Genomic DNA, 422 nt, shown 5'->3' with positions numbered 1-422 from the left:
TCATCCGCGGATGTGGTGGAATTGGTAGACACACTGGATTTAGGTTCCAGCGCCGCGAGGCGTAAGAGTTCGAGTCTCTTCATCCGCACCAAATAAAGCTTCATCTGTGCCTCGGGCCTGATGAAGTTTCGACAAAGAAGTTGTTTGGCTTTTTTGTTACGCAATATGGTGGGCGTAGCTCAGTTGGTAGAGCACGGGATTGTGACTCCCGTTGTCGTGGGTTCGATCCCCATCGTCCACCCCATATTTCGAAAGGCGCCAGATTTAACGGTCTGGCGCCTTTGCTTTAAAAGCTTCATCCGCGGATGTGGTGGAATTGGTAGACACACTGGATTTAGGTTCCAGCGCCGCGAGGCGTAAGAGTTCGAGTCTCTTCATCCGCACCAAATAAAGCTTCATCTGTGCCTCGGGCCTGATGAAGT

At 51.4% G+C, this 422-nt stretch carries 3 tRNA genes; all 3 read left to right on the top strand.

Annotated elements, in window-relative coordinates:
- Positions 1-6 precede the first annotated feature (6 nt).
- Positions 7-91 (top strand) — tRNA-Leu (locus J5M71_RS28955).
- A gap of 77 nt (positions 92-168) precedes the next feature.
- A tRNA-His gene (locus tag J5M71_RS28950) sits at positions 169-244 on the top strand.
- Between the two features lie 57 nt (positions 245-301).
- Positions 302-386: transfer RNA gene (locus J5M71_RS28945), tRNA-Leu, on the top strand.
- Positions 387-422 lie beyond the last annotated feature (36 nt).

Origin of the sequence: Pseudomonas sp. 43(2021) (assembly GCF_017490805.1) — a bacterium.
In the GTDB taxonomy this organism is placed as follows: Bacteria; Pseudomonadota; Gammaproteobacteria; order Pseudomonadales; family Pseudomonadaceae; genus Aquipseudomonas.
This window is presented reverse-complemented; position numbering and strand designations above follow the sequence as displayed.